The organism is Caballeronia insecticola (assembly GCF_000402035.1).
Taxonomy (GTDB): domain Bacteria; phylum Pseudomonadota; class Gammaproteobacteria; order Burkholderiales; family Burkholderiaceae; genus Caballeronia; species Caballeronia insecticola.
The window spans coordinates 879949-900482 of the sequence record NC_021287.1; the positions used below are offsets into that span (position 1 = coordinate 879949).

At 63.3% G+C, this 20534-nt stretch carries 21 protein-coding genes; 14 read left to right on the top strand and 7 right to left on the bottom strand.

The features are described 5' to 3' along the window. Positions 1–73 precede the first annotated feature (73 nt). The gene (locus tag BRPE64_RS04050) at positions 74–1759 is read right to left on the bottom strand and encodes a GGDEF domain-containing protein (RefSeq protein WP_016344741.1); all 1686 of its coding nucleotides are present in this window, start codon (positions 1757–1759) and stop codon (positions 74–76) included. 732 nt (positions 1760–2491) lie between these two features. On the opposite strand from BRPE64_RS04050, the gene BRPE64_RS04055 reads away from it, so the two are divergent. Together BRPE64_RS04055 and BRPE64_RS04060 are read left to right on the top strand one after the other, a co-directional pair. Continuing rightward, complete coding sequence (locus BRPE64_RS04055; RefSeq protein WP_016344742.1) at positions 2492–4255, top strand: ABC transporter permease; 1764 nt, start codon at positions 2492–2494, stop codon at positions 4253–4255. A gap of 12 nt (positions 4256–4267) precedes the next feature. After that, positions 4268–5623, top strand: coding sequence for an ABC transporter ATP-binding protein (locus BRPE64_RS04060; protein ID WP_016344743.1), 1356 nt, complete (start codon positions 4268–4270; stop codon positions 5621–5623). A 124-nt stretch (positions 5624–5747) separates the two neighbouring features. On the opposite strand, the gene BRPE64_RS04065 is transcribed toward BRPE64_RS04060, so the two are convergent. The 3 genes from BRPE64_RS04065 to BRPE64_RS04075 form a co-directional block, all read right to left on the bottom strand. After that, on the bottom strand, positions 5748–6272 hold the full coding sequence (locus BRPE64_RS04065; protein WP_016344745.1) for a hypothetical protein: 525 nt from the start codon (positions 6270–6272) through the stop codon (positions 5748–5750). Next, complete coding sequence (locus BRPE64_RS04070) at positions 6269–6823, bottom strand: hypothetical protein (RefSeq protein ID WP_016344746.1); 555 nt, start codon at positions 6821–6823, stop codon at positions 6269–6271. Before BRPE64_RS04070 ends, BRPE64_RS04065 begins: the two co-directional genes overlap by 4 nt. 306 nt (positions 6824–7129) lie before the next feature. After that, positions 7130–8197, bottom strand: coding sequence for a sigma-54 interaction domain-containing protein (locus tag BRPE64_RS04075; protein ID WP_016344747.1), 1068 nt, complete (start codon positions 8195–8197; stop codon positions 7130–7132). A gap of 613 nt (positions 8198–8810) precedes the next feature. Between BRPE64_RS04075 and BRPE64_RS04080 the strand changes: the two genes are divergently transcribed. From BRPE64_RS04080 to BRPE64_RS04120, 9 genes are all read left to right on the top strand, one after another. Then, a complete protein-coding gene (locus BRPE64_RS04080) occupies positions 8811–9158 on the top strand; it encodes a hypothetical protein (protein ID WP_016344748.1) in 348 nt (115 codons plus the stop codon). 93 nt (positions 9159–9251) lie between these two features. After that, entirely contained in the window at positions 9252–9569 is a 318-nt protein-coding gene (locus BRPE64_RS04085) for a DUF883 family protein (RefSeq protein WP_044041230.1), read from the top strand. A gap of 126 nt (positions 9570–9695) precedes the next feature. Beyond that, positions 9696–9929: a hypothetical protein gene (locus BRPE64_RS04090; protein WP_016344750.1), complete on the top strand. Its 234-nt coding sequence runs from the start codon at positions 9696–9698 to the stop codon at positions 9927–9929. Positions 9930–10275: 346 nt separating this feature from the next. Continuing rightward, positions 10276–11679: a sigma-54-dependent transcriptional regulator gene (locus tag BRPE64_RS04095; RefSeq protein ID WP_044041231.1), complete on the top strand. Its 1404-nt coding sequence runs from the start codon at positions 10276–10278 to the stop codon at positions 11677–11679. A 244-nt stretch (positions 11680–11923) separates the two neighbouring features. Next, the gene (locus BRPE64_RS04100) at positions 11924–12130 is read left to right on the top strand and encodes a hypothetical protein (protein ID WP_016344753.1); all 207 of its coding nucleotides are present in this window, start codon (positions 11924–11926) and stop codon (positions 12128–12130) included. Between the two features lie 220 nt (positions 12131–12350). Further along, on the top strand, positions 12351–12587 hold the full coding sequence (locus tag BRPE64_RS04105) for a hypothetical protein (RefSeq protein WP_016344754.1): 237 nt from the start codon (positions 12351–12353) through the stop codon (positions 12585–12587). A 192-nt stretch (positions 12588–12779) separates the two neighbouring features. Further along, entirely contained in the window at positions 12780–14231 is a 1452-nt protein-coding gene (otsA, locus tag BRPE64_RS04110; protein WP_044041232.1) for an alpha,alpha-trehalose-phosphate synthase (UDP-forming), read from the top strand. A 144-nt stretch (positions 14232–14375) separates the two neighbouring features. Next, positions 14376–14723, top strand: coding sequence for a hypothetical protein (locus BRPE64_RS04115; RefSeq protein WP_016344756.1), 348 nt, complete (start codon positions 14376–14378; stop codon positions 14721–14723). A 123-nt stretch (positions 14724–14846) separates the two neighbouring features. Next, positions 14847–15758, top strand: a complete 912-nt coding sequence (locus BRPE64_RS04120; protein ID WP_016344757.1) for a YihY/virulence factor BrkB family protein — start codon at positions 14847–14849, stop codon at positions 15756–15758. A gap of 141 nt (positions 15759–15899) precedes the next feature. Here BRPE64_RS04120 and BRPE64_RS04125 read toward each other — a convergent pair whose 3' ends face one another. Continuing rightward, positions 15900–17426: an RNA polymerase factor sigma-54 gene (locus tag BRPE64_RS04125; protein ID WP_016344758.1), complete on the bottom strand. Its 1527-nt coding sequence runs from the start codon at positions 17424–17426 to the stop codon at positions 15900–15902. A 467-nt stretch (positions 17427–17893) separates the two neighbouring features. Between BRPE64_RS04125 and BRPE64_RS04130 the strand changes: the two genes are divergently transcribed. Next, positions 17894–18232 carry a BON domain-containing protein gene (locus tag BRPE64_RS04130; RefSeq protein WP_016344759.1) on the top strand — a complete coding sequence of 113 codons (339 nt, stop codon included), beginning with the start codon at positions 17894–17896 and terminating at the stop codon, positions 18230–18232. A gap of 326 nt (positions 18233–18558) precedes the next feature. Beyond that, a complete protein-coding gene (locus BRPE64_RS04135; protein WP_016344760.1) occupies positions 18559–18792 on the top strand; it encodes a hypothetical protein in 234 nt (77 codons plus the stop codon). A gap of 103 nt (positions 18793–18895) precedes the next feature. On the opposite strand, the gene BRPE64_RS04140 is transcribed toward BRPE64_RS04135, so the two are convergent. Beyond that, positions 18896–19348: a PA2169 family four-helix-bundle protein gene (locus BRPE64_RS04140; protein ID WP_016344761.1), complete on the bottom strand. Its 453-nt coding sequence runs from the start codon at positions 19346–19348 to the stop codon at positions 18896–18898. Positions 19349–19576: 228 nt separating this feature from the next. Between BRPE64_RS04140 and BRPE64_RS04145 the strand changes: the two genes are divergently transcribed. Then, the gene (locus tag BRPE64_RS04145; protein WP_044041233.1) at positions 19577–19816 is read left to right on the top strand and encodes a hypothetical protein; all 240 of its coding nucleotides are present in this window, start codon (positions 19577–19579) and stop codon (positions 19814–19816) included. Between the two features lie 92 nt (positions 19817–19908). On the opposite strand, the gene BRPE64_RS04150 is transcribed toward BRPE64_RS04145, so the two are convergent. Beyond that, positions 19909–20493 (bottom strand): hypothetical protein, encoded by a 585-nt coding sequence (locus tag BRPE64_RS04150; protein ID WP_016344763.1) that lies wholly within the window; start codon positions 20491–20493, stop codon positions 19909–19911. Positions 20494–20534 lie beyond the last annotated feature (41 nt).

Consider the following 20534-nt stretch of genomic DNA (forward strand, 5'->3'; position numbering starts at 1 on the left):
GCGAATGTCGATGATACCTGCCGGATGCGCCTGCGTCGCCAAGTGCGCATGAACGCGCGGTGATGTGACGCGCTCATTTCCCCGCGAGCGAGTCTTCCGTGTGGCGCGCGGGCGGCGTCGGGTCGGCGGGGCGCACTTCGCTGCGGTCGCGTCCGCGCGATTTCGCCTCGTAGAGCGCCAGATCGGCGCGCGAAAGGATCCACTCGAGCGCGTCGTCGGGCGCGAGTTCCGTGATGCCGATGCTTACCGACAGCGCCGCGTCCTCCGGCAAATGCGCGCAGTGTTCGTGGTGAAAGCGCTTGCGCAGCCGCTCCAGCACCGCTTGCGCGTCGGCGAGCGAGGTTTGCGGCAGCAGAATGCCGAATTCCTCGCCGCCGAGCCGGCCGATCGCATCGCTCGGACGAAGCTGCGCGCGGCAGACCTCGACGAAATGTTCGAGCGCCCGGTCGCCGGACGCGTGGCCGAAGCGGTCGTTGATCTGCTTGAAGTGATCCAGATCGGCGATCGCCACCGAAAGCGGCGTGCCGACCGAGCGCGCCAGTTCCACTTCGTGACGGAGCGTATCGAGGAAATAGCGCCGCGAGAGGGCGCCCGTCAGCGCGTCGTGGCGTGCTTCGGCCGACAGCAACGTATTGGCCGACTGCAATTGCTCGGCGAGATCGCGCGTGGCGCGGTGCAGACGCCGTTCGCGCGAATACGAAGTCGCGATCACGATAGCCAGCGTCACGATACCCAGCATCGTCAAAAACACGAGAAAGCGGTCGCGGCTGTGGTTGCGGCTGATTTCCGGCCAGCTCGTCAGCGGATGGACGATATGCGCCGACAGCCCCGAATTCAGGCCCGTGCGCTCGTCGTAGAGCGACGGCGTGTTGCTGCCGTTGGCCGCGTAAAAGCTTTGCGCGAGCGCGGGCGCGAGCCACTGCTCGGAGGCGCGCATCTGCTCGCCGATGTGCGACACGCGCAGCTCCGGAAACGACTCGCGCCGGTAATGCTCGACGCGTTCGCGCTCGGTCATGCGGGCGACGGGCGCATCGGGCATGGCTTCGTATTCGAGCCTGCCGTCGTGCGCCATCACGACGACGCCGTTTTCGTCGGTCACGAAGGTGCCGGCGCGCGACACCCAGTGCCGCAGCCGGTCGATGCTCACCTTGGCGATCACCGCGCCCACGAGAATGCCGTCCTCATAGGCCGGCGCCGCGATGAAAATGCCGGGCTCGCCCGACAGCCGTCCGACGCCGTACATTTCGACGAATCCGCCGAGCAGCGCGCGAGAGACGTAGGCGCGCGCGCTCATGTCGTAGCCGATGAAGCTGTCGTCGTCGGCCGCATTGCTGGACGCAATGCAATAGCCGCGGTCGTTGACGAGCCAGATCGAATCGAGACCGGAAAAGCCCTGCGCCTCGTGCAGGAAGTGATTCACCTTGGCGAGCGCGGGGTGGGCGGTCCAGTCGCTGCGTCGTTCGAGTTCCGTCTCGCCCGGGTTCGAGGCATAATTCCGCGACTCCGCCAGGGCGCGCTGCGTGAGGTCCATCTGGGCGAGCGTGGCGGGAATGGCGCGCGACATTGCCAGATCGCTCGCGATGATCTGCGCCATGTTGTCGACGATCGACGCCGCCATCTGGCGCTCGGTGCGCACCGTCGCCGTCATCTCCTGTTGTACCATTCGGTCCGACAGCAAGCCGGCGGCTATCCAGCACGCAAATGCCAGCACCGCGAGGCCAAGCGTCGCGATCACACGGTGCAGGATGAGCTTTTTCATCGGTCTCGTGCAGGGTTATAGGTCACGCCGTGCGCGAGCGGCATGCTGCACGCCGCGCGTCACGCCGTGGCTCACGCCGATCATGCAGGTCCGCCTGTCTGGCGATGCGGGCCGGGCGCGCGGATTGCAGCGGCGGCAGGCCCGCCGTTGCGCGGCCCGCGCACGCAGCGGGGCAGCGAACGTGGCACAGGCGGTCTTTCGGCTCGGATCTGGCGTCTCGCATCGCATCGGCGCTCAATTATTGTTCGTGACAAGCCAAGATTGGACGATGTTTTTTGCCGCCTATCAAGCGCCTTGTTGCGGCGCGCGACGTGCGTCCACCACAGGGAACGCGCGACGCTGAACGTATTGCCCGCTTCGCCGCCTGGCGCGGGTGAATTGCAGCCAAACTGAAAGGAAGCGAAAGCGCGCGGACATTGATCTTATTCGATTGCAGTCCGCCCCTTCATTTTGCCTCCGCCGTGCCGAAGAGCAACAGAAACATCGCACGAATGGCGCGCGCGGGCACCTTGAGGTTGTGCCTGTCACGTCGCTTGGTGTAGTGTCCCTCGGTTCGGCGCGGGCAATGCGTGAGGGCGCCGGACGTGTCGTCGAAATGACTGCCGCGTGCGTTGAACAGGGCAGCATGGGGCCGGGCAGAGGCTGCTGGTCTGCCGGACGGTTCGAGTGCCGTCTCAAAGCAATATGCCGCGCTCGCGCGGTCGGAACAAAGCCTTACGGGGAGGGCCTTGCATGGAATTTGGTTTCAATCTGAAGCGCACGGCGAATGCGTCGGCCTGGCGGCTCCTGCCCAACCGCTGGGACTTCGTCGCATTCCCAATGATCATTTGCGTGATCGCGCTTGCCGCCGTCGGTTTCCATGAAACCCTGGCGCCGATCTCGACGCTGCAAACGCAGGCGATTTCGCTCGACCCCGCGAATCTCCCCGAATACGCCTTGCGCACGACGCTGCGCATGCTCGCCGCGATGGTCGCCTCGCTTATCTTCACGCTCGTCTACGGCACGCTCGCGGCGAAGAGCCGGCGCGCGTCGCTCGTGCTCGTGCCGATTCTCGACATCCTCCAGTCGGTGCCGGTGCTGGGCTACATCTCGTTTACCGTCACGTTCTTTCTCGCGCTGTTTCCCGGCCGCGTGATCGGCGCGGAGTGCGCCGCGATCTTCGCGATCTTCACGAGCCAGGCGTGGAACATGACGTTCAGCTTCTACCAGTCGCTGCGCACGGTGCCGCGCGATCTGGACGAAGTCTCGCGCGGCTTTCATCTCACCAATTGGCAGCGCTTCTGGAAGCTCGAAGTGCCGTTCTCGATGCCTGGCCTCGTCTGGAACATGATGATGTCGATGTCGGGCGGCTGGTTCTTCGTCGTCGCCTCCGAGGCAATCACGGTCGGCAACCGCACGATCGTGCTGCCGGGCATCGGCGCGTATCTGGCCGCGGCGATCGGCGAGCGCAACCTGGGCGCGATCGGCTGGGTGATTCTCGCGATGATCGTCGTCATCCTCGCGTACGACCAGCTGATGTTCCGTCCGCTCGTCGCGTGGGCGGACAAGTTCCGCATGGAAAACACCAGTTCCGGCGACGAACCCAGTTCGTGGCTGCTCGACCTGATCCGCCGCACGCGCCTGATTCACCGTCTGCTCGTGCCGGCGGGCTGGATTCTTGCGAAGGTGGCGCGCGTGCCGATCCGGCTGCCGTCGCTGCAGGGGGCGTTCGAGAATGTCGGGCTGCCGCTGCGCGCGAAGGCGCCGTCCACGCGCACCGGCGATATCGCCTGGGCCGCGGCCGTGCTGCTGATCACGGTGTTCGTCGTATGGAAGGTCGCCGCGTTCGTGTCGACGGGCGTGACGTGGGGCGAAGTCGGTCATGTCTTCGTGCTCGGCTTCATCACGCTGCTGCGCGTGGTCGTGCTGATCGCCATCGCCTCGGTGATCTGGGTGCCTGCCGGCGTGCTGATCGGTCTGCGCCCGGCGCTTGCCGAGAAAATTCAGCCGGTCGCGCAGTTCCTCGCCGCGTTCCCGGCGAACCTGCTGTTTCCGGTGTTCGTCGTGGCGATCGTGCGCTGGAATCTGAACCCGGATATCTGGCTGTCGCCGCTCATCGTGCTCGGCACGCAGTGGTATATCCTCTTCAACGTGATCGCGGGCGCGTCCTCCTATCCGAACGATTATCGCGAGGCGGCGACCAACTTTCAGATCCGTGGCTGGCAGTGGTGGAAGAAGTGCATGCTGCCAGGCATCTTCCCTTATTACATCACGGGCGCCATCACCGCGTCGGGCGGCGCGTGGAACGCGAGCATCGTCGCGGAAGCGGTCTCGTGGGGCAAGACGGAGGTCGTCGCGCACGGCCTCGGCGCCTACATTGCCCAGACCACGGCTGCGGGCGATTACCCGAAAATCATTCTCGGCATCGCCGTGATGTCGCTGTTCGTCACGCTGTTCAACCGACTGTTGTGGCGCCCGCTATACGCCTATGCCGAAGCAAGACTCCGGCTGGATTGAGGACGAGTTTCGATGCAGAACCTGAAAAATACGCAGACGTCCGCGGCGACGGGCTTCCAGCGCCCGGCCGGCACGCCGCCGCGTCTCGGCGCGGAAATCCTGCGCGTGCAGAACGTGAGCCGCGGTTTCAACAAGACGCAGGGCGAACTGCTCGTGCTCGACGACGCCAATCTCGCGCTGCGCGAAGGGGAAATCGTCGGGCTGCTCGGGCGCTCGGGCTCCGGCAAATCGACGCTGTTGCGCATCATCGCCGGCCTGATCGAGCCGACGGGCGGCGAAGTCACTTATCTGAGCGAGCCTTTGCGCGGTCCGGCGAAGGGCGTCGCGATGGTGTTCCAGACCTTCGCGCTGTTTCCGTGGCTGACCGTGATGCAGAACGTGGAAGCCGGTCTGGAAGCGCAGGGCGTGGGCGCGCGCGAGCGGCGCGAGCGCGCGCTTGCCGCCATCGACCTGATCGGTCTCGACGGCTTCGAGAACGCCTATCCGCGCGAGTTGTCGGGCGGCATGCGTCAGCGTGTGGGCTTCGCGCGCGCGCTGGTCGTCGATCCGACGCTGCTGCTCATGGACGAGCCGTTTTCCGCGCTCGACGTGCTCACCGCCGAAAACCTGCGCACTGATTTACTCGACCTGTGGACGCAAGGGCGCATGCCGATCAAGTCGGTGCTGATCGTCACGCACAACATCGAGGAAGCGGTGTTCATGTGCGACCGCATTCTGGTGCTGTCGTCCAATCCGGGCCGCGTGATGGCCGAGATCAAGGTGCCGTTCAAGCATCCGCGCAATCGTCTCGATCCGGCATTCCGCCGTCTCGTCGACGATATCTACGCGAAAATGACCGCGCGCCAGCTCGACGAATCGAAGAAGAAGGGTCTCGAACTCGGCAGCTGGCTGCCGTCGGTGTCGACCAACCTGATGGCGGGTCTCATCGAAACGCTGGCCACCGAGCCGTATCACGGCCGCGCGGACATGCCGGAAATCGCCCGCACGCTGCATCTGGAGGTGGACGAGCTGTTTCCGATCGCCGAAGTGCTGCAGCATCTCGGTTTCGCGGACGTGCGCGAGGGCGATATTTTTCTGACGCCGCAGGCGCGCGTCTTCGCTGAATTCGGCACGCAGGAACGCAAGATGATGTTCGCCGAGCACTTGCTGCGGCATGTGCCGCTGGCCGCGCGGATCAAGAAGGTGTTGAACGAACGGCCGGGACATCGTGCGCCGCGCGTGCGTTTCGAGCAGGAACTGGAAGACTTCCTCTCCGACAAGGCCGCGCAGGAGACGCTCGATGCGGTCATCGACTGGGGTCGCTACGGCGAAATTTTCTCGTACAACGATCAGACGGAAATGCTGAGTCTGGAGGATGTCGAGGGCTGACGCCTTCCGCGTGCATCGGGCGAAGCGCATGCGGCGTTCGCCCCGAGCACGAACGCTTCGAGCACAAAAAAGCGCGGTCCGCCCCAGGCGAAACCGCGCTTTTTCACGTTCGTACGACGCCGCTTTACTGCAGATTGCCCCATCGTTCGACGGCAGGTTCCGCCGACGCCCACTTCCATCCGCTCGGCTGCTGGCAGGCAGTTGCGACAAACCAGTCGGCGGGTGCTTTGGCGTCGTCGCCATCGACGACGGAGAACGCGAACTCCTTGCAGCTCGCAAGCGCGCTGTTGAACTCGCGCAGCACGCGCACTTCGCCGTGGCCGTTCTCGACCGGCAGCGTGTGCTTCACCATCCACGGCCGCGTCTCGCCGACCTGCGCCATGCCCGCCGTCACCGCGATCATCACCTGCTGATCCTGATGCAGCGACTTCATCGTGCGTTTCACGACTTCGTCGGTTGCGGCCTGCACCGCGATACCCACGCCGAGGCCGATGGCCGGATTCGTCGTGATCGCGCCCGTTGCCACGCCTGCGACCGCGCCCGTCGCCGCGCCGATCGATGCGCAACCGCTCATCGACACGCAAAGCGCTGCGCCCGCCGCGATCGCACCGAGCCGCAGCGCCGGCAATACATCGATTCGCAGCGTCATTGCAACGAGCCCCAGCGCGGCGTTGCGGGTTCGGCCGATGCCCACTTCCACTTGTTGCCGTCGCGGCAGACCGATGCCACGTAGAAGGCGCTGGCGGCGGCGCGGTCCTGGGTCGCGTCGTGGTCGACGGAGAACACGATCTCCTTGCACTCGAGCACGCCGCTGCTGATCGTGCGGCTTACCGTCACGCGGCCTTTTTCGTCGTCTTCGATCGGCACCGAATGCACGATTTTCCACGGCGCCACTGCGCCGACCGCAAGCGGTCCCGCAACGGAAGCGATCTGATCCTGCGTGTTGGTGTGAACGACGCGCTGCGTGTATTGCACGCCGGTCTTGGCCGCCGCGACCGCGCCGAGGCCGATGCCCGTGGCCACCGCCGCATTGCTGGTGACGGCGCCGGCAATGGCCGCGCCGCCGATACCGGCGCCTGCTACCGCGCCTTCGCTATAGAGGGAGTTGCATCCCGAGAGGCTCGCGCAGGCGATGACGCCCGTAATGAGCGCGGCGAGCGCAGCGGTGCGCGGGCCACGTGCCTGAACCCAGATCTGCATGTTGCTGTTCCTTCGTCTACCGGTTCCCGATGCTTGTCATCGGATTCTTGAATCTGCCTAAGGTTTGGCCAACAGGTGCTTGCTCGGCAGCGCGAAGAAGGCGCGCGAACTCGACCGTTGTGCGCCTGTTTCACGGGCTTCGCGCATTTTGAAGCATGCATCTAATTACCGGGCTGTGAAAATTGCAAGAAATTGCAAGCGGGCGGAACAGGTTGACAAGTGCGCTTAGATCGGACGCAAAAAAAAGCGAGCCGGCGTGTGCTGGCTCGCTTCGATCATCGTCGGGAAAAATCAGATTATGCCGAGTCAGTTCTCGCTGCTCGGCGACGGATTGCCTGCGTCGGCTTCCTCGTTCTCATAAGCGCCGAGGCGGTTGTACAGGGTCTTCAGGCTCACGCCGAGCGCCTTGGCCGCGCGCCGCTTGTCGCCGCCGCAATGCTTGAGGGTGCCGAGAATGATCTGCTTTTGCGCATCGGCGAGCGGCGTGCCGACCCAGACGTTCATCGCATCGCCCTGAGTCACCGGCTTCTTCACCCGAGACGCGAGATGCGGATGCGGAATCTCCACCGACTTCTCCGCGAGAATGAACGCGCGGTAGATCGTGTTCTTGAGTTCGCGCACGTTGCCGGGCCACGAATACGTGCGCAGCACGTCGAGCGCGCGCTTGCTAAAAACCTTGCTCGTGCCTTCCTGCGCGTTCATTTCGGCGAGGAAATGCTGCGCGAGCAGTTCGCGATCCGCGTCGCGTTCGCGCAAGGGCGGCGCGCGCAGCGGAAACACGGCGAGGCGGTACATCAGGTCTTCGCGCAGGCCGTTTTCCTTCACGGCCGTCACCGGATCGCGATTGGTCGCGGCGATCACACGCACGTCCGAACTGATGAGATCGTTGCCGCCGACGCGAAAGAACGTGCCCGTCTCCAGCGCCCGCAGCAGCTTGACCTGCCGCACGGGCGACATCTCGGTCACTTCGTCGAGAAACAGCGTGCCGCCGTTCGCGTGCTCGAAGTAGCCGATGCGCCCCTGCACCGCGCCGGTGAAGCTGCCTTTCTCGTGGCCGAACAACTCGGCCTCGATGAGATTGTCGGGAATCGCGCCGCAGTTCACGGCGATAAACGGCGCATCCTTGCGCGCGCTCTGGTCGTGGATGGTCCGGGCGACGAGCTCCTTGCCCGTACCCGATTCGCCGATGATGAGCGCCGTTGCGTCGGTGCCGGCGACGCGCTCGATCTGCGAGTACAACTCCTGCATCACGGGCGACGAGCCGTATAGCAGCCCGTACGATTTCAAGCCCGGCACTTCCCCCGCGTGGCGCTTTTTCTGCGCCGGCGTATTGCCGGCTGCAACGGGCGGCGGATCCAGATCGGTTGACGCCATGTGTCCTGATGTGTCCTGAGTGCTTGCGAATGTGATGGTCGGGCGACGGCCTCTGGCGCGTCGACGGGACCCGGTGGCGCAGGTTCGGGCGCGGTATCTGACTCTGGCGCGTGCGAGCGGCGCGCGGGTGGATGAACGCCCGCATCGGTATTTGACAGGGCGCGTGCGCGCTTGTCTGCCCAATGTGCCCACGATGCGGCGGGCCGCGCTTCCTTCGCCGTGCGTCGGTTCAGGTCGTCTGCCCGGCGCGGCCGGAAAGCTGGCGACGAACCTGTCTCATAAACGCTATTTAACCATTCGCAACGACTTTGCGGCAATGCGCGCCATGTGTAGCGCGCCAATTTGTCTGACTCGGGCGGGGTGCGATGGACGCTACCGGAAAGGTTCGCCGCATGCGCCGAGAAATTACAACGCGATGCTGCAAATGTTACCCGTCGGCTGGCCGCCTTAAGCGCGCGGCAGTGCGTATTGTCCGGCCTGAACATTCCGCGACTGCGACGGAATCGTCTTGGCACGGAAACTGCATGGTGTAGGCAAATCTTATTCGAAAGTGCCGTCATCGAGACGATATCGACGACGCCAACACGAGGACGGTCGAGAGAGGCAACGCATCATGGAAGACTTTTTCAATTTCGAAGCCGTGGCGTACGAACGCGCAAAACCCGCGCGACAGGTGCGTGCATCGTCGACACGCGGATCGCGGGGCGACCGGCCGGAACTCGCGACGGGCGAGCCGATCGACATCTATCACTGGGCCGCCGTCGCGCTCGTGACCGCGCTCATGTGCGCGGTGCTAGGCTATGCGGCAGGCACGCCCGCGCTGTCCCGCGCCGCGAACGTGACGAGTTTCGTGTTCGGTGCAATGGGCATGGCGTTGATGGCGAGCGGCGTCGTACGCAGCCTGCGCACGCGCATCGCGACGGGCGAGCGGCTCGTCGTGCCCGTCGTCAAGACGCATTGAGGTCGCCTGCGCGCGTGACGGCCGATCATGGCGCGCGTGCATCGTCCCACTCATCCGTCCATTCATCCACCCACAAGGCGAGGACTCCACTAAATGACTCAGACGACTGTCCAGCTTGCGTTGGGCAAGCAAAAGATCATCGAAGACATCAAGGTGCTGCTGAACGATTCGGAAGAATTGCTGCGGCTCTCCGCGACGCTGCCGGGCGAGGGCGTCGAAGCATTGCGCTCGAAGCTTCGCGATCATGTCGAATCGGCGCGCGGTGCGCTGGAAGACGCGCAGGCGAGTGCGCAGACCCGTTATCGCGCGGGCGTCGATTGCACGGAAAAGTACGTGAAGGACAATCCGTGGCAATCGCTCGGCATTGCGGCGGGCGTCGGCTTTCTCTTTGGGCTGATCGTGTCCCGCTGATTTTATTTGGCTTAGAAGCAAAGCCTTAGAAGCAACGCCTTTGACGCAGCGCATTTGACGCGGCAAATGGCGACGGCCGCCGTCACGGGCGGCATCGAATTTTCATGATGATGGGAGAGAACACAAATGGCACGTCCTTCGATTGGAATTTTCGGCGCGTTGTTCGCAGTCGGCAGCGTGCTTGCATGGAAATGGGTGCAGTCGCAGGATGCCGGGCGGCGCACGGCGCGCGATCTGAATCGCTGGGAAGACGAAGGCGGCAAAGTGCTGACGCCCGCCAGCGGCGCGAGCGCGCGCGTCGTCAATGGCCATGGCACGGTAGGCGGCACCGCCGACGCGTGGCACTTCCCGCGTAGTTGAGGACGAGTTAGCGGCGGCCGTAGAACCTCGCCGCGTCGTTTCAACAGACCCGGTCAATTCGCCCATTCGAGGAAACGCACGCCTTGCCGGCGTGCGTTTCTATCTTGATAAACGCTTATAATCACCGAAATTCCGCCATAAGTTGCCTAAATGGAAAAACTTACGGTGAGCTCAGGGTAAGTGCGCATGATCGGAAATAATTATATTTTCACGGATTAGACAAGCGGCCGATAATCGAATTGGCGCGCCGTGAATCCACCGGCCCGCGCGGCACCGGCCGCACGGAGAAGACCACGCCGTTCCCCGGCGTGTGACCCTGAAATGTTTTGCAAGAATTCGAGACGCGATGCCACACGTATTGATTGTCGATGACGATCCCAGTACCCGCGAGGCGCTAGCCGCGATCATCGGCGAAGACGGACTGACGACAGCCACAGCCGGCGACTTGCGCGAAGCGCGCATTCAGCTTGTGCGTCAGACGCCTGACGTCGTGTTCACCGACCTGAAGCTGCCGGACGGCTCGGGCGTCGATCTGTTCGAAGACCTCGATCCGCGCTCGGGCGTCGAGTTCATCGTCATTACCGGTCACGCGACCGTGGAATCCGCGGTCAGCGCGCTCAAGATGGGCGCCGCCGACTATCTGGTCAAGCCGATCAACATGCAGCGCGTGAAGGCGATTCTTTCGCGCCTGCCGCGCGCCGGCGACCTGAAGGCGGAGATCGGCACCTTGCGCGGCGAATTGCGCCGCATGGGCCGCTTCGGCCTCATGCTTGGCAATTCCCCGGCAATGCAGACGGTCTACGATCAGATCGGCCGCGTGGCGCCGACTGCGGCGTCGGTGCTGCTGATCGGCGAATCCGGCACCGGCAAGGAAGTCGCCGCTCAGACGCTGCACGAGCTGAGCCTGCGTCGCAAGCACTCGTTCATCGCGGTGAACTGCGGCGCGATTTCGCCGAATTTGATTGAATCGGAGATGTTCGGCCATGAACGCGGCTCGTTCACGGGCGCGGACCGGCAGCACAAAGGCTATTTCGAGCGCGCGAACGGCGGCACGCTGTTCCTCGACGAAATCACCGAAATGCCGATCGAACTTCAGGTGAAGCTTTTGCGCGTGCTGGAGACGGGCATGTTCATGCGCGTCGGCACGACGAAGGAACTCGAAACGGACGTGCGTCTGATCGCCGCGACCAATCGCGATCCGGAGCAGGCGGTGCTCGAAGGCAAACTGCGCCTCGATCTCTATCACCGGCTGAACGTGTTCCCGATCAACCTGCCGCCGCTGCACGAGCGCGGCAAGGACGTCGAACTGCTCGCGCAAGCGTTCCTCGATGAACTGAACAGCCGCTACAACACGAAAAAGGGCTTCCCGCAGGCCGTGCGCGAGATGCTCGGATCGTACAACTGGCCCGGCAACGTACGCGAACTGAAGAACTATGTGCAGCGCGCGTACATCATGTCGTCGTCCGATTCGGACAGCACGGCAACCGTGCCGCTGCAGATCTCGCTGTCGAAGCCCTCGGCGGGTACGGCCGTGACGATTCCGTTCGGCACGTCGCTAGCACAGGCCGACCGCCAACTCATCCTCGCAACGCTCGACCAGTGCGGCGGCGTGAAGACGCGCGCGGCAGAGATCCTCGGCATCAGCCTGAAAACGCTCTATAACCGGCTTGTCGAATACGGTGAGGATGCGAGCAAGGCAGCGGTCGGCGAGGGCGGGGAAGTCAGCGAGTCTGACCACGAAAATCCCTGAACATCGCTTATCTTTAGACGAAAACGACGCCTGCAGCTTTTAAAAGCGCAGGCGTTTTTCATTGGCAGGCGCGTTTTTCACGCCGATAATGTGACAGGAGGAAACGAACCGGAAGCGCGGGTGCGAGCCGAGGGGCATGCCCCTTGCGAGGGTCAAGGTGACACTCCGGGCGCGACACGACTTTCGTGAGAAGCAGGCGCCGGAGTGCGGGAAAGTACGATCACAAGACCGCAAGGAGCCCGTCATGCCCGATTCCGCCTCCACACGTGCACGTATCGAAGCGCAGACCCCGCAGCCGCCGGATCCGCCGGTGACGCCGCCCGATCAGCCGCCGCCCGTTCCGATTCCGCCCGACACGAATCCGGACCCGACGCGCGAGCCGCCGGTGCCGCCGTCTCAGCCGATCGGCGATCCGCCGCCGGGACCGAACGAGACGCCGCACGTTTATTGAGATTTGCAGATGCTGGCCCGCAGGCGTTAGACGATGCCCAGAATTCGTGCAAGGTTTGAATAACTTTCCATCCCGTACGTAGGGATTACAACGGATGACGCAATAATGACCGGCGACACGCTCTGTCGCCGGTCGTTTTTTCTGAAGCTGCGCTCCTGAGGCGCAACGGGTCCGACGCCGCCGACGTCACAATCGCGACGGCCTTCTTTCTGGAGGCATCATGAGGCATCCCGCACTCCGACGCTCCGCGCGTCATTCTTCCAAGCGCGAAGCGCGTGCCGAAGCCGCCAAGGCTGCCGGCGCGCAGGCAGCGTCCGCACCGCCGGCGGACCACGATCCCGCCGGTCAGAACCGCCCTGCGCCTGACGCGCCGCCGGACGGCGAGCACAACCAGGGCGGCGTGCGGCGCGAAGGAATCGACTATCAGCGCGACCTGGGTTCAGAGCAGGACTCGTGATTTCGGCCGGCTTACCATCCGGCGAAAAAGAACAAAAATTTCTACGCGGTGAGCGATCGCCGCGTGTTTTCGTTCGTCCGTAACATCTTCATACAAATTTTAATTCACGCCGGATCACAAAAAGGCACAGCTTTTGCATACCCTTGATCGCCAATTCGAGCATGCAACGACAACTGATGAGGTGATGCTGTAATGAGCAGATTGATCGTGGTATCGAATCGCGTCGCACCGATCCAGGAAGGCAAGCCCAGCGCGGGCGGTCTTGCGATCGGCGTTCTGGACGCGCTCAAGGAGACTGGGGGCGTGTGGTTCGGGTGGAGCGGCGAGATCGTCGGCGAGGCGGGCGCGCCTGTCCTGGAAAAGGCCGGGAATGTGACCTATGCAACCGTCGGGCTCACGCGCCGGGATTACGACCAGTATTACCGCGGCTTCTCGAACGCGACGCTGTGGCCGACCTTCCACTACCGCAATGACCTGTCGCGCTTCGATCGCGAAGAATACGCGGGCTACATGCGCGTCAACGCGAGCCTTGCCGCGAAGCTGAAGCTGCTTCTCAAGCCCGATGACATCATCTGGGTGCACGACTACCACATGCTCCCGTTTGCGCAGGAGCTAAGAAAGCTGGGCGTCGAGAATCCGATCGGCTTCTTCCTGCATATTCCGTTTCCGGTGCCGGAAATGATGCGCACCGTGCCGCCGCACGAGGAATTGATCGCCGCGATGTGCCAGTACGATGTCGTCGGCTTCCAGACGCAAAGCGACCAGCAGTCGTTCACCGATTACGTGGAGCGCACCGGACGCGGCCATTTCAGCGACGACGGCATGCTCCAGGCCTTCGGCCGCATGCTCAAAGTGGGCGCGTATCCGATCGGCATCTATCCGGATGCGATCGCCAAGGCCGCCGAGCAGTTCTCCAATCGCAAGCCGGTCCGCAGCCTGCGCGACAGCATGCATGGGCGCAAGCTCATCATGAGCGTGGATCGTCTCGATTACTCGAAGGGTCTCGTCGAGCGTTTTCAGGCGTTCGAGCGCTTTTTGCTGAACGCGCCGGGCTGGCACGGCCGCGTATCGCTCGTGCAGATCGCGCCGCCGACGCGCGCCGACGTGCAGACGTATCAGCGCATTCGTCAGAATCTGGAGGGCGAGGCGGGGCGCATCAACGGGCGCTTTGCGCAGCTCGACTGGACGCCGATCCAGTATCTCAACCGCAAGTACGAGCGCAATCTGCTGATGGCGCTGTTCCGTCTCTCGCAGGTCGGCTATGTGACGCCGCTGCGCGACGGCATGAATCTGGTGGCGAAGGAATACGTCGCGTCGCAGGATCCGGCCGATCCGGGCGCGCTTGTGCTGTCGCAGTTCGCGGGCGCGGCGGATCAGTTGCCGGGCGCGCTCGTCGTCAATCCGTTCGATCTGTCGCAGATGTCCGAAGCGCTGGAGCGCGCGCTGTCGATGCCGCTCGCCGAGCGCCAGGCGCGTCACACCGACATGATGGCGCCGCTGCGCGAGAACAACCTCTCGGTCTGGCGCGATTCCTTCCTCTCCGACCTGCGCAGCGTCGCGACGGCGACCTCGGTCACGGAGAAGACCGTGAAGACGGTGAAGCAGGGCGCAAGCGAGGCACGCCGTCCGTCGGCGAAAGCCTGAGCGACGCGCAAGCCTTACCCGCTTCCCCAAAGCACGGCCCGCGTTTCGCGAGAACGCGGGCTTTTTTATGCCGATTTTCACGTCGATGCCGGCGGCTGCGGAACGAGATTTGCGGACTCGTCATGGACACGAACCCAGGAGGTCATGATGAGCGGAAGCACCCTGAACCCGCCGGAAGACGACGGCGCAGAATACGGCAAGGGACACGGCACGGGCGCGCTGGGCCCGAGCGATTCATCCGACAGCGGCTCGGACGTGCAAGGGGAAAAGCGCTATCCGGGCGAGATCGAGAGCGAACTCGACGCGCATGCGCTCGGCCAGTCCGAAGCCGAACTCAATAGCGACACCGACCGTTACGGCACGGGCGAAGCCGCATCCGCCGACGGCGACAATCATCTCCAGCCGGACGGCGATATCCTCCCCGACGAGATCGAGGACGAAACGCGCAACATCGAAGACGAGGACAGAGACGAAGACGCCGACCTGTCCTGAAGCACCCGCAGTCCGAAAGCCGCGCGCTCCACACCCGGAGCGCGCGGCTTTTTTACACGTACTTTTTGTCGCCGGGCTAACATGATCGGTCGATGACTACCCGCCGCATTCACGCTTCCGCCGATGGACCAGGACGTTCCCGCCACTCAACCCGCACCGATCGCCTCCGGCCGCACGACGCGCTTCGGCTGGCTTTCGTGGATCGTCGATCCGGTCACGCAATGGACACAGGACCATTGCCTGATGTTCTCCGCGTCGATCTCGTTCTTCGCCGCGTTTTCGCTCGCGCCGACGCTCGTCATCGTGATTTCGGTGGCGAGCGTGTTCTTCGGCGCGGATGCCGTGCAGGGCCGTCTCTTCGACGAAATCAGCGGCGTCGTGGGCGCGGATGCGGCGCATGCGCTGGAAGCGATCGTCGCGAACGCGTGGCACGCGGATATCGCGCGCAGTACCGCGATCCTCTCGCTCGCGGGCGTGCTGATCGGCGCGTCGGCGACGTTTTCGTCGCTGCACAGCGCGCTCAATGTGATCTGGCCGACGCCCGCCGTGAGCGCGCGCGAGAGCATCGTCACCTTGCTGCGCGTGCGGTTGATGTCGTTCGGTCTGGTGGTGGGCGCGGGCTTGCTGGTGGCCGCGCTGCTCGTGCTCGATGCGCTCGTCGAGATCCTCGGGCATTGGGTGCTCGGCGACGGCAGCCCGTTTATCGTGCTGTCGGATTTGTCGCGGCGGGCGCTCTCGCTGGCCGTGCTGATGCTCGCCTTCACGGTGCTGCTCAAGTTTTTACCGACGACGCGCATGCTCTGGCGCGACGCGGCGCTCGGCGCAGCGGCGGCAGCGATGCTCTTCGAAGGCGGCAAGCGGCTTTTTGCGTTCTATCTCGCGCATGCGGGCACGGCCAACATGTTCGGCGCGGCGGGATCGCTCGCGATCATCCTCATGTGGCTCTATTACTCGGCTGCCGTGTTTCTGCTCGGCGCGGAGCTTTCCGCGACCGCGGCGAGAAAGCGCACGCACCGCGCATCGGGCTGGCGCTGATCTTTCGATCGATAGCGCAAAAAAAGGCCGTCCGCGAACGGACGGCCTGTCGGCTACGCTTCATGTGGCTCAGGCGCCTCGCTTGACCGGGTCGTCGCCGAGAGCGTTCGGAAGCGTGATTAAACGCTGCGTGCCTGCGCCTCAGCTCGCCTGACGGCGCAACTCGGCGGGCGGCACCTTCATCAGATGCCGATACTTCGCCACCGTGCGGCGCGCGACGATCACGCCCTGATCCGCGAGCATCTTCGCGAGGCTCACGTCGGACAGCGGATCGCGCGTGTTTTCCTTCGAGATCATTTCCTTCAGCAGCGCACGCACCGCAGCGGCCGAGCAGGTGCCGCCGCTCTCCGTCGAGAGTTCGCGGGGGAAGAAGTGCTTGAACTCGAAGATGCCACGCGGCGTCGCCATGTACTTGTTGCCCGTCGCGCGCGAGATGGTCGATTCGTGCAGGCCGAGTTCATCGGCGACATCGCGCAGCACGAGCGGCTTGAGTGCAATTTCGCCGTAGTCGAAAAACGCCTTCTGATGCGAGACGATGCATTCGGCCACGCGCTGAATCGTGGTGAAACGCTGCTGCGCGTTGCGGATCAGCCAACGCGCTTCCTGCAATTGCTGCGCGAGCGGCGAGCGGCTCGCGCCGGCCGACTGCGCGAACAACTCCGCGTACATGCGATGGATGCGCGCGCGCGGCAGCACAGCCGGGTTGATCGTGACGATCCACTGCTTCTTCATCGGACGCACGATGACGTCCGGCACCACGTAGTTGTCCTCGCTCGCGCCGTAGTTCTCGCCCGGCTTGGGATCGAGACGGCGGATCAGCGCACAGGCGATGCGCAGGTCGTCCGCGCTGCAGCCGATCTTCTTTTGCAACTCGGCCTGTTCGCGACGCGCGAGCCGTTCCAGATGATGCGCGACGATCTCCAGCGCGACTTCGCGTCCCGGCGTGTCTTCTTCCATCGCCTCGAGTTGCAGCGACAAACATTCGGAGAGATTGCGCGCGCCGACGCCCGGCTTGTCGAGCGACTGCACGAGCTTGAGCGCAATGTTGAGTTCGTCCTCGCTGAGCGCCGGTTCGATATCGACGACGTTCGCAAGCTCGCTGAGTTCCTGGCGCAGATAACCGTCGTCGTCCAGTGCTTCGATGATGAGCTGTGCGATCGCGCGATCGCGCTCGTTCAGTTGATAGAGCCGCAGGCCCTCGTGCAGCGTGTCGTGCAGCGACGGCTCAATGCGCACCCAGTCTGCGGGATCGGAGCCTTCGCCGTCGCCGCTGTTGCGCGAGGCGCTGCGGCCGAACGGATCGGACGAGTACTCGCTCGAATATTCGTTCGAGTATTCGTTCATTGAATCTTCGCGCGAGACGTTGTCGGTGCTTTGCTCGCTGTCCATGCTCGACATGCTCGATTCGGACGCAAGCGGCGCTTCAGCCGACGATTCCGACGACGCGCCGGACAAGGATGTTTCGCTCATCGAATTGCCGTTGTCGGCGCCGAGCGCGTTGTCTTCGGTTTGCGACTCGTCGTATTCGAGGAACGGATTGGTGTCGAGCGCGTTGCGCAGTTCTTGCTGGAATTCGAGCGACGAAAGCTGCAGAAGACGGACCGACTGCTGCAGGCGCGGCGTGAGCGCGAGACTTTGCTTTGCGCGGAGTTCGAGTGTAGGCGGCATTGCTTGCTAATCCTCGATTGTTCTGAACTGGATGGACTGATTTGCCGACTACTAAAGCAACGGCTGTGCCAGCCTTAGTTAAGCTCGCGCTGTGACTACGTTTTTTGCTATCGCGCCGAGGATGCGGACGCTCTGCACCGACCCATTTCACGCAGTTTTTACACGCGCTCAGACAAAAGCACTGCGCATGCCGTATCCGTTCGAATGCTGGTTTAACACGGTACTTTGCGACGTCGAAGATTTGTTCGGGTGCGCGCGAACCCCTTGATCCGACAGTGTTTTATCGCCCGCGCGTGCTTGAGCCAAATGTATGACGATGCCCTCGGCACGCAAGTTGCGGTAACGGTTCTGCGTTCGCGTGCTACGGTGCGTTGCGCGATCGAAGAGCCGCCTCTCGCATTTATGTCGCGAAGCGACCTGGCGAACGGGGCGCGCCAGACCAAAATCGAAAAAATGGGAGTATTGCCATGAAGACGACTCAAATCCTGAAGGCAGCCGGTGGTATCGCGTGTGTGGTGTTTGCGCTGAATGTGAGTGCTCAAACCAACTCGGCATCGTCGACCAGTTCGGACACGACGGTCGGCCAGAAGGTCGATGACAGCGCGATCACGACGAAGGTCAAGGCCGAATTGCTCGGCGCGAAGAACGTCAAGTCCACGCATATCCACGTGAAGACGCACTCCGGCGTGGTGTCGCTGACCGGCACGGTGCCGTCGGCGGAAGACAAGACGGCTGCGGAAGACGTCGTTTCGAAGGTCTCCGGTGTTGCTTCCGTGAAGAACCATCTTAAAATTGCGGCGAAGTAATGGCATAGTTCGTATGCCCGGCTCGCCACGGCGGGCCGCGGTCGACTGCCGGCAGACCCAAACCCGCGCGGGGTTCGACGATTCGCCATCACACGGCGATGAATCGGACGATGCGCGGGTTTGCGCATGAGGGCGTCGTGGTTCGTGTCGCTCGAACCTGTTTCCTGTTTTTCGTAGCAGCTTCAGCTTGATGCTTCACGTAGTGCGCAAGACCTCGCAGCACTTCGAAACCTAAAACGAAGTACGGCCGTTCAAAACGGTACTTACACAGGTGGCTTACGAACAGGCTCCGCGCCGTTCAAAGGCCCCGACAAAAGGAGCTCTTCATGAAGACGAAAAAGATGGCATTGATCGGCGCTCTGGCGCTGGCGTTCTCCTCGGCTGCATTCGCGCAGGCGGCGTCGGATGCCGCAGCAACGGGCGCGAACGCGGGCACTCATGCGAAAAAGAGCAAGGGCACCTACCTGCATCAGCAAGACAAGGCGCACAAGCTGAAGGGCGCATCGGCTGCGGCAGCGGCTTCGGCGCTCGGCACCAATGACAAGGGCGCACCGCAGTAAGTCGCGCGCTTCAAACCCGCACGTACAAACGGCCGCTCAGTGTGAACTGAGCGGCCGTTTGTTTTATCGCGCGACATCAAGCAGTTGCGCGAATGGAAATGCCTCAGGACTTCGCGGCGGCGTACTGATCACGCAGATCGCGAATGCGGTCGTGATTTTGCAGCACACCTTGGTATTGGCGCTCCACCACCGCGCGGACATCGGCGGGCAGGTCCTTGTCCAGCGCCTCGCGATAATTCTTCTTCGCCGCATCTTCGCCGCGCTCGCACTCGGCGAGAATCGCATGATCGCTATGGCCGCTCACGGCCGACTTCACATCGACCCAGCCGCGATGCAGCGCGCCCGCCATGGAGCCGCCCGTTTCGGGCTTGCCGCCCAGTCGCTGAACGATGTCCTGTAGCTCGCGTGCACCTTGCGCGCAGTCTTCGGCGCGATTCTGGAACAGCAGCTTGAGGCTAGGATCACGCGTGTCCTCGGCTGCCTTCAGGAAGCCCTTCTGCCCGTCATTCGAGATTTCGACGAGATCATTGAGTACCGATACGACGTTCGTGCTCATGTAATACCTCCTGTAGCGTTCAACGTTGCGACTTGCCTGCCTTTTGCTGTTGTGTCTTGCTGAAGGCGGCTCGTGTGTACATTGCGCACGCGGCGTGCCCGCTTCTCCGAGCGATGAGAGGCTCAGGCAGGTTAAGCAGATTCGGCAGGAACATGTTTTGCACTTCGATCGCCACTACAGCGCGCGTATCTACGGAACGCGCGCACGACCCGGCAATAGGAGAGTGCAATGAAGTATTTCAACCGGCTCGCCAATCGCGAGTTTTTAATCCTTGTGGCGCTCGTCGCTTCGGCTATGACGATGCATGTAAAGCAGCACATCACCGAGAAGCAAGCGCAGCCCGTACAGTCGTCCCAGCGTATGTGCGAGCCGTCGGTCGCCAGTCTGAATAAGGCGCGTGCAATGCCCGCGGATTGCGGTATGCGGGCGAAGGTGAGGTCGGTGCGTTCGACCGTGAGTTGGGTCTGATGGCCAGCGTCTGATTCATACACACATCAAGCAAAAACGCCCGCAGCAGCGGGCGTTTTGTCTTGCATCAGTCGAGTCACTCGAGCACGCACTCAAGCGCGCGTATGCGCATACTCGCCCGTCGGTTCGTTGACAGGATGCGGCGGCTGCAGCGGATCGAAATCGCTCCAGCGGCCTTGCCGCCAGCGGCCCGATGCGCGTTCGAGATCCATGCCGCCCGCTTCGCGCAGAATCGTCGTGGCTTGGTCCTGCATCTCGGGCGATACGTGCACCGCGAGGAGCACGCCCGCGTGACGCGTGGGCGCTTCGGCATGAGTCGCGAGCTTGGGCTTTTTGGTATGCGACATCGCGCCGGCGAGCGACCCGATATACGCGCCGACCCCGGCCGCGATCGCCGATACGAACAGCGGCGCCTGAAACACGGCAAATACCGCCGCGCCCACCACCGCGCCGACGACCGCACCGATCGTCACGCCCTTGCCGGCGCCCTTGGGCGAATCACTTGCGCCGGCATCGGTGCCGACGTCGCCGCCAATCGGATGGCGCGCGTGCTGGCCGCTCGGATTGACGAAGAAAAGCGTCACGTCTTCTTCCACGAAGCCGCGCGCAAACAGACGCTGGGCCGCCGATTCGGCCGCGGGAAAGGTCTGGAATCGGCCCGCAATGATCAGGGACATGTTCCCTCCTTGAAGACTAAAAGTTGCGTTCGGTTGCTGCA

Bases quoted from the DNA above. Each gene is read 5' to 3' on its own strand.
- BRPE64_RS04100 (WP_016344753.1), top strand. From the start codon at position 11,924: ATGCCCGATTCCGCCTCCACACGTGCACGTATCGAAGCGCAGACCCCG.
- BRPE64_RS04105 (WP_016344754.1), top strand. From the start codon at position 12,351: ATGAGGCATCCCGCACTCCGACGCTCCGCGCGTCATTCTTCCAAGCGC.
- BRPE64_RS04115 (WP_016344756.1), top strand. From the start codon at position 14,376: ATGATGAGCGGAAGCACCCTGAACCCGCCGGAAGACGACGGCGCAGAA.
- BRPE64_RS04050 (WP_016344741.1), bottom strand. From the start codon at position 1,759: ATGAAAAAGCTCATCCTGCACCGTGTGATCGCGACGCTTGGCCTCGCG.
- BRPE64_RS04070 (WP_016344746.1), bottom strand. From the start codon at position 6,823: ATGCAGATCTGGGTTCAGGCACGTGGCCCGCGCACCGCTGCGCTCGCC.
- BRPE64_RS04085 (WP_044041230.1), top strand. From the start codon at position 9,252: ATGACTCAGACGACTGTCCAGCTTGCGTTGGGCAAGCAAAAGATCATC.
- BRPE64_RS04055 (WP_016344742.1), top strand. From the start codon at position 2,492: ATGGAATTTGGTTTCAATCTGAAGCGCACGGCGAATGCGTCGGCCTGG.
- BRPE64_RS04130 (WP_016344759.1), top strand. From the start codon at position 17,894: ATGAAGACGACTCAAATCCTGAAGGCAGCCGGTGGTATCGCGTGTGTG.
- BRPE64_RS04140 (WP_016344761.1), bottom strand. From the start codon at position 19,348: ATGAGCACGAACGTCGTATCGGTACTCAATGATCTCGTCGAAATCTCG.
- BRPE64_RS04120 (WP_016344757.1), top strand. From the start codon at position 14,847: ATGGACCAGGACGTTCCCGCCACTCAACCCGCACCGATCGCCTCCGGC.
- BRPE64_RS04095 (WP_044041231.1), top strand. From the start codon at position 10,276: ATGCCACACGTATTGATTGTCGATGACGATCCCAGTACCCGCGAGGCG.
- BRPE64_RS04135 (WP_016344760.1), top strand. From the start codon at position 18,559: ATGAAGACGAAAAAGATGGCATTGATCGGCGCTCTGGCGCTGGCGTTC.
- BRPE64_RS04060 (WP_016344743.1), top strand. From the start codon at position 4,268: ATGCAGAACCTGAAAAATACGCAGACGTCCGCGGCGACGGGCTTCCAG.
- BRPE64_RS04090 (WP_016344750.1), top strand. From the start codon at position 9,696: ATGGCACGTCCTTCGATTGGAATTTTCGGCGCGTTGTTCGCAGTCGGC.
- BRPE64_RS04145 (WP_044041233.1), top strand. From the start codon at position 19,577: ATGAAGTATTTCAACCGGCTCGCCAATCGCGAGTTTTTAATCCTTGTG.
- otsA (WP_044041232.1), top strand. From the start codon at position 12,780: ATGAGCAGATTGATCGTGGTATCGAATCGCGTCGCACCGATCCAGGAA.
- BRPE64_RS04065 (WP_016344745.1), bottom strand. From the start codon at position 6,272: ATGACGCTGCGAATCGATGTATTGCCGGCGCTGCGGCTCGGTGCGATC.
- BRPE64_RS04075 (WP_016344747.1), bottom strand. From the start codon at position 8,197: ATGGCGTCAACCGATCTGGATCCGCCGCCCGTTGCAGCCGGCAATACG.
- BRPE64_RS04150 (WP_016344763.1), bottom strand. From the start codon at position 20,493: ATGTCCCTGATCATTGCGGGCCGATTCCAGACCTTTCCCGCGGCCGAA.
- BRPE64_RS04125 (WP_016344758.1), bottom strand. From the start codon at position 17,426: ATGCCGCCTACACTCGAACTCCGCGCAAAGCAAAGTCTCGCGCTCACG.
- BRPE64_RS04080 (WP_016344748.1), top strand. From the start codon at position 8,811: ATGGAAGACTTTTTCAATTTCGAAGCCGTGGCGTACGAACGCGCAAAA.